The following is a 5,606-nucleotide window of genomic DNA, read 5'->3' as shown; positions in this document are numbered from 1 at the left end:
CCCTCATCCAGGCCTCCTTCCATCCCGACGACCGGGGCCGGGCCGTCGGGCTGTGGTCGGGGTTCGGGGGCATCGGGGCCGCCGTCGGGCCGTTCGTCGGCGGCTGGCTGGTGGACGGGCCGGGCTGGCGGTGGGTCTTCCTGCTCAACGTCCCGCTCGCGCTGGTCTGCGTCCCCGTCGCCCTGCGGCACGTCCCCGAGTCGGCCGACGGCAAGAGTCACGGCCGCTTCGACGTGCTCGGCGCGGTGCTGGGCGCTCTGGCGCTCGCCCTCGTGACGTACGCGCTGATCGAGGCCCAGGAGGGCTCCGTGGCCGTCGCTCTGACGGCCGTCGCGGGCGTCGCGGCCGGCATCGCCTTCGGCTACGTCGAGAAGCGCCGCCTGGACCCGATGATGCCGCTGGACATCTTCCGGTCCCGCCAGTTCACGGCCGTCAACCTGGTCACCCTGTGCGTGTACGCGGCCTTCGGCGGCTTCTTCTTCCTCGCCGCGCTCCAGCTCCAGGTCGTGTCCGGCTACTCGGCCCTCGCCGCCGGTACGGCCCTGCTGCCGACGACCGTCCTGATGCTGCTGTTCTCCGCCCGCTCCGGCCAGCTGGGGGAGCTCATCGGCCCGCGCATCCCGCTCACCGTCGGCCCGCTGCTGTGTGCGGCCGGGATGCTGCTGATGCTGCGGGTGGGCCCCGACGCCTCGTACGTGAGGGACGTCCTGCCCGCGCTGCTGGTACTGGGCCTCGGCATGGTCACCCTGGTCGCCCCGCTGACCGCCACCGTCATGGGCTCCGTCGACGCCGCACGCGCGGGCCTGGCCAGCGGCATCAACAACGCCGCCGCCCGGGCGGCGGGCCTGCTCGCGGTCGCCGCGCTGCCGCTGCTCGCAGGGATGGGACCGGAGGCGTACCGCTCGGCGGACGCCTTCAACACCGCGTTCCGGCGCGCGATGCCGCTGTGCGCGGTGGTGCTGGTCGCGGGTGCGGTGCTGGCCTTCGCGTTCGTACGACGGCCCGCCCCGGACTGCAAGCGCCCCGAGTGCCGTATGCACGGCCATGTGGTGAGCCCGCCGCTGGAACGGCCGCCGCAGCCGGAACCCGGGTCGATCGCCTCGTAGAGCCCGTCGGCCCACCGTCACGGTTCCCGGCCGACCGGGATGCACCAGACTGGACCCATGACGATTCACGAGAACCTCCTCGGGGGACCGCCCCCGACCCACCTCCCCGACGACCCGGAGCCGCGCGAGCTGCTCGCGAACGGTGCCGCGCCCGCCGAAGTCGCGGCGCAGTACCCGACGTCCTCGCTGGCCTGGGCCCAGCTGGCCGACGAGGCGTTCGAGCGGGGCAGCGTCGTGGAGTCGTACGCCTATGCCCGTACGGGCTACCACCGGGGCCTGGACGCGCTGCGCCGCAGCGGCTGGAAGGGCCACGGCCCCGTGCCCTGGGAGCACGAGCCGAACCGCGGCTTCCTGCGCGCCCTGCACGCGCTCGCCCGGGCGGCGGGGGCGATCGGTGAGCAGGAGGAGTACGAGCGCTGCACGCAGTTCCTGAAGGACTCCTCGCCGACGGCGGCGCAGACGCTCGGCTGATTTTCGAGTGCGTGAGGCCCGCCCGGTGTGACCGGGCGGGCCTTGCGAGGCCCCCGGGCGATCCCTGAGGATGCGGGTGGGGACCGGGGCCCCCGTGTCGGTAACGGCAGGGGCGGACCGCTACCCGGAGTTACAACAGGAGACAGCGATGTCCCACGAGGCTCACGAGCCCGAGACCCCGCATCTCGATTTCGCCGGCACGACGCCGTACGAGGACTACGTCAAGGCGGACGTGCTCACCCACCTCCAGCACACCCTCTCCGACGATCCCGGAGAGATGGTCTTCCTGGTCACGACCCAGGTGATGGAGCTGTGGTTCACCGTCATCGTCCATGAGTGGGAGACCGCCGCGAAGGCGCTCCGCGAGGACCGGGTGCCGGTGGCGATGGACGCGCTGAAGCGTTCCGTACGGGAGCTGGAGGCGCTGAACGCCTCATGGAAACCGCTTGCGCACCTCACGCCGGCCCAGTTCAACTCGTACCGCTCCGCGCTCGGCGAGGGCTCCGGCTTCCAGTCGGCGATGTACCGCCGCATGGAGTTCCTGCTCGGTGAGAAGTCCGCGTCCATGCTGGTCCCGCACCGGGGTGCCCCGCGCGTGCACGCCGAACTGGAGAAGGCGCTGCACGAGCCCAGCCTGTACGACGAGGTGCTGCGCCTGCTCGCGCGGCGCGGCCACGCGATCCCGGACGCCGTCCTGATGCGTGACGTGTCGCAGCGGTACGAGGCCTCTCCCGAGGTCGAGGCGGCCTGGACGGCCGTCTACTCGGGAGATCCCGGTGACGAAGTCGCCCGGCTGGGCGAGGCGTTGACCGACGTCGCCGAGCTGGTGTGGCGCTGGCGGAACGATCACCTGGTCGCCACGCGCAGGGCGATGGGCGCGAAGCCCGGGACGGGCGGTTCCGCCGGGGTGGCCTGGCTGGAGAAGCGCGCGCAGAAGAACGTTTTCCCCGAGCTGTGGACGGCGAGGTCCCATGTCTGAACTGGCCGTCAAGGCGGAGAAACTGGACGCCGCGGACGAACTGTCCGTTCTGCGTGAGCGGTTCGTGCTCGACGACGTTGTGTACCTGGACGGCAACTCGCTGGGCGCGCTTCCGGTTTCCGTGCCGGGCCGGGTCGACGACGTGGTCCGCCGCCAGTGGGGTGAGCTGCGCATCCGGTCCTGGGAGGAGAGCGGCTGGTGGACGGCGCCCGAACGGATCGGCGACCGGATCGCTCCGCTGGTGGGGGCGGCGCCCGGGCAGATCGTGGTGGGTGACTCCACGAGCGTGAACGTGTTCAAGGCCCTGGTGGCGGCGGTGCGGATGGCGGGCGCCGGGCGGGACGAGATCGTCGTCGACGCGACGACCTTCCCGACGGACGGGTACATCGCCGAGTCGGCGGCCCGGATGACGGGCTGCACGCTGCGTCCGGTGGTGCCGGCGGAGGCGCCCGGTGTGCTGTCCGGCCGTACGGCCGCGGTGCTGCTGAACCACTTGGACGACCGTACATGCCGGCTGCACGACCTCTCCGGCCTGACGGCCGCCGTGCACGAGGCGGGTGCGGTGGTGGTCTGGGACCTGTGCCACAGCGCGGGCGCGCTGCCGGTGGGGCTGGACGAGCACGGGGTGGATCTGGCGGTCGGGTGCACGTACAAGTACCTCAACGGGGGCCCGGGCTCACCGGCGTACCTCTATGTCCGTGCCGATCTGCAGGACCGCTTCGACTCCCCCCTGCCGGGCTGGAACTCGCATGCGGACCCCTTCGGCATGCGCACCGCCTACGAGCCCGGCGCGGGTGCCGTACGGGGCCGGGTGGGCACGCCGGACATCCTGTCCATGCTCGCCCTGGAGGCCGCACTGGAGGTGTGGGACGACGTCTCCGTCGAGGTCGTACGGGCGAAGTCCCTCGCGCTGACGGACTTCTTCCTGGAATGCGTCGGGGAGTACGTCCCCGAGGGCCGCGTCGAATCACTGACACCGGCGGCGCACGAGGAGCGCGGCAGCCAGGTGGCGCTGCGGTGCCCGGACGCGGGCGAGGTGATGCGACGGCTGATCGAACGAGGGGTGGTCGGCGACTTCCGCCACCCGGACGTACTGCGCTTCGGCTTCACGCCGCTGTACGTCGGGTTCGCGGATGTGGAACGGGCGGCGCGCGTTTTGGGAGAGGTGTTGGGGAAGCTGGCGTAGCTGCGGGCAGTCGTGCCTCCCCCAGTGCCTTAAGGGCCTGGGGGACCCAGGGCGGCACGGGTGGGCGATGGGGGTCCCCCCGCTCGAGCGAAGCCGAGAGTGGGGGAGGCACCTCGTAGCGCCGGGCTGCGCGACCCACCCCGGCCTGTGTCAGCGCACGTCACCCGCCTGATACCGTCCCCGCCAACGGCCGTCTTCCCACCTGGTCCGCCACCCCCGCTTTCGTCCAAACCCGTTTCACCGCTGAGAGGTTGGAGCATGCCGGACAACATCCCAGCAGCCCGGGCCGCCGCCGAGGAGGAGTCGGCCTTCTCGCACCCGCCCGTCGACCCCGACGCCGTCGCCGCGTACGGCGACCACCCCGACCAGGTGATCGACTTCTATGCGCCGCGCGGCGAGGTCGGCCAGGGCGGCCTGGCGCCGCTGGTCGTCGTACTGCACGGCGGGGCGTGGCGGGCTCCGTACGACCGTCGGCATGTCACGCCGTTCGCGGATTTTCTGGCCCGGCGGGGGTTCGCCGTGGCCAATGTGGAGTATCGGCGCGGGGCGGAGGGCGCGGACAGCTCGGCGGGTTCTGGTGGGGGCGGCCCGGTCGCCGGACGCTGGCCGGAGACCTTCGACGACGTCGCGGCCGCGCTGGACGCACTGCCGGCGCTCGTACGGGAGGCGCTCCCGCAGGCCGATCCGCGCCGGACCGTGCTCACCGGCCACTCGGCCGGCGGCCACCTGGCCCTCTGGGCGGCGGCGCGCCATGTCCTCCCGGCGGACGCCCCCTGGCGCACCGACCGCCCCGCGCCCCTGCGGGGTGTGGTCGCCCTCGCCCCGATCGCCGACTTCACGGTCGCCGACAAGCTGGACGTCTGCGGGGGTGCTGCGCGACAACTCCTGGGCGGGGGAGTGGAGTTCGCCGAGCGTCGGCCCTACGCCGACCCCGCGCTCCTGCTCCCGACCGGCATCGCGACGACCCTCGTCCAGGGCCGCACGGACATCGTCGTCCCACAGGCGGTCGGCGAGTCGTATGCGGACGCGGCGGCGAAGGCGGGGGAGGTGGTCGGTCTGACGCTGCTGGAGGACGTCGGTCACTTTCCGCTGATCGATCCGGCGGCGGACGCGTGTGCGGTGGTGGCGGAGGAGATCGCGCAGTTGGCCTGGTAGTACCTGAGACGGATCCTGAAGGACCCCCCTCACTGGGGACGACGCGACCCCCGCCTCCGCCTACCGTTCTCAACGTGACCGAGACGACCCAGACGCAGACGCCGCCGCCCGGGGGCGCAGGCGCGTCGCGCAGCCCCGAGTACCGGCTGGCCATGGGCGCCCTGAGCGGGCTGCGCCAGGACCTGTTCCACAACGCCTTCGCCTACCGTCCGCTGCCCCGGATGAGCGTCGACGGCCCGCTGACCCGGCGGCTGCCCGGCCGCCTGCGGGAGTACGCGGCCTGGACCCCGCACGCCGTGATCATCGCGGCGGCCCTGCTCACGCTGCCCATTTCCACCATCGACACCGGCGGCCCGGCCCTGCTGCTCGGTCCGCTCTGCGTGCTCCCCATTCTGCTGACCATGGTGCGGCCCGTCGGAGCGTTCTGGCTGTCGATGGCCGCCACTCCGGTCGCCGGAGTCCTGGGCGGCAGCTGGGGCGAGTGGCCGTGGGCGGCCGGCTCCTTCGCCTGCCATCTGACGGTGCTGACGGTCGTGGCCATGCGCACCAGGCCGCGTACGGCCGCGTGGATGTGGGCGCTGACAGCGGCCTACGGCCTCGTGGCCGAGGCTGGTTTCGGCCCGAGCTACTACTACGGCACGAACGTCGGCCCCATGCTGGTCATCTCCGCGATGGTCCTGCTCTGCGTCGCCGTCTGGCACATTCGCCG

The 5,606-nt window shown here is 72.6% G+C and carries 5 protein-coding genes and 1 pseudogene; all 6 read left to right on the top strand.

Features of this window, described 5'->3' with window-relative positions; genetic code table 11:
• Nucleotides 1-1,106, top strand: a 1,106-nt coding sequence (locus ACTWQJ_RS45460; protein ID WP_443312250.1) for an MFS transporter, incomplete at its 5' end; no start/stop codon positions are given.
• Nucleotides 1,107-1,163: 57 nt separating this feature from the next.
• Nucleotides 1,164-1,577, top strand: a complete 414-nt coding sequence (locus ACTWQJ_RS45455; RefSeq protein WP_443312249.1) for a DUF3151 domain-containing protein — start codon at nucleotides 1,164-1,166, stop codon at nucleotides 1,575-1,577.
• A gap of 148 nt (nucleotides 1,578-1,725) precedes the next feature.
• Nucleotides 1,726-2,556 (top strand): tryptophan 2,3-dioxygenase family protein, encoded by an 831-nt coding sequence (locus ACTWQJ_RS45450; protein WP_443312248.1) that lies wholly within the window; start codon nucleotides 1,726-1,728, stop codon nucleotides 2,554-2,556.
• Nucleotides 2,549-3,742, top strand: a complete 1,194-nt coding sequence (kynU, locus tag ACTWQJ_RS45445; protein WP_443312247.1) for a kynureninase — start codon at nucleotides 2,549-2,551, stop codon at nucleotides 3,740-3,742. The genes ACTWQJ_RS45450 and kynU overlap by 8 nt, the downstream gene beginning before the upstream one ends.
• Before the next feature lie 258 nt (nucleotides 3,743-4,000).
• Complete coding sequence (locus tag ACTWQJ_RS45440) at nucleotides 4,001-4,897, top strand: alpha/beta hydrolase (protein ID WP_443312246.1); 897 nt, start codon at nucleotides 4,001-4,003, stop codon at nucleotides 4,895-4,897.
• Nucleotides 4,898-4,971: 74 nt separating this feature from the next.
• A pseudogene (locus ACTWQJ_RS45435) lies at nucleotides 4,972-5,606 on the top strand (two-component sensor histidine kinase); the annotation flags it as partial.

This window comes from Streptomyces sp. KR55 (assembly GCF_052245645.1).
GTDB classification, from domain to species: Bacteria; Actinomycetota; Actinomycetes; order Streptomycetales; family Streptomycetaceae; genus Streptomyces; species Streptomyces flavusporus.
Note: the sequence above shows the minus strand (reverse complement) of the source record. Positions and strands in the feature narration are given on the sequence as shown.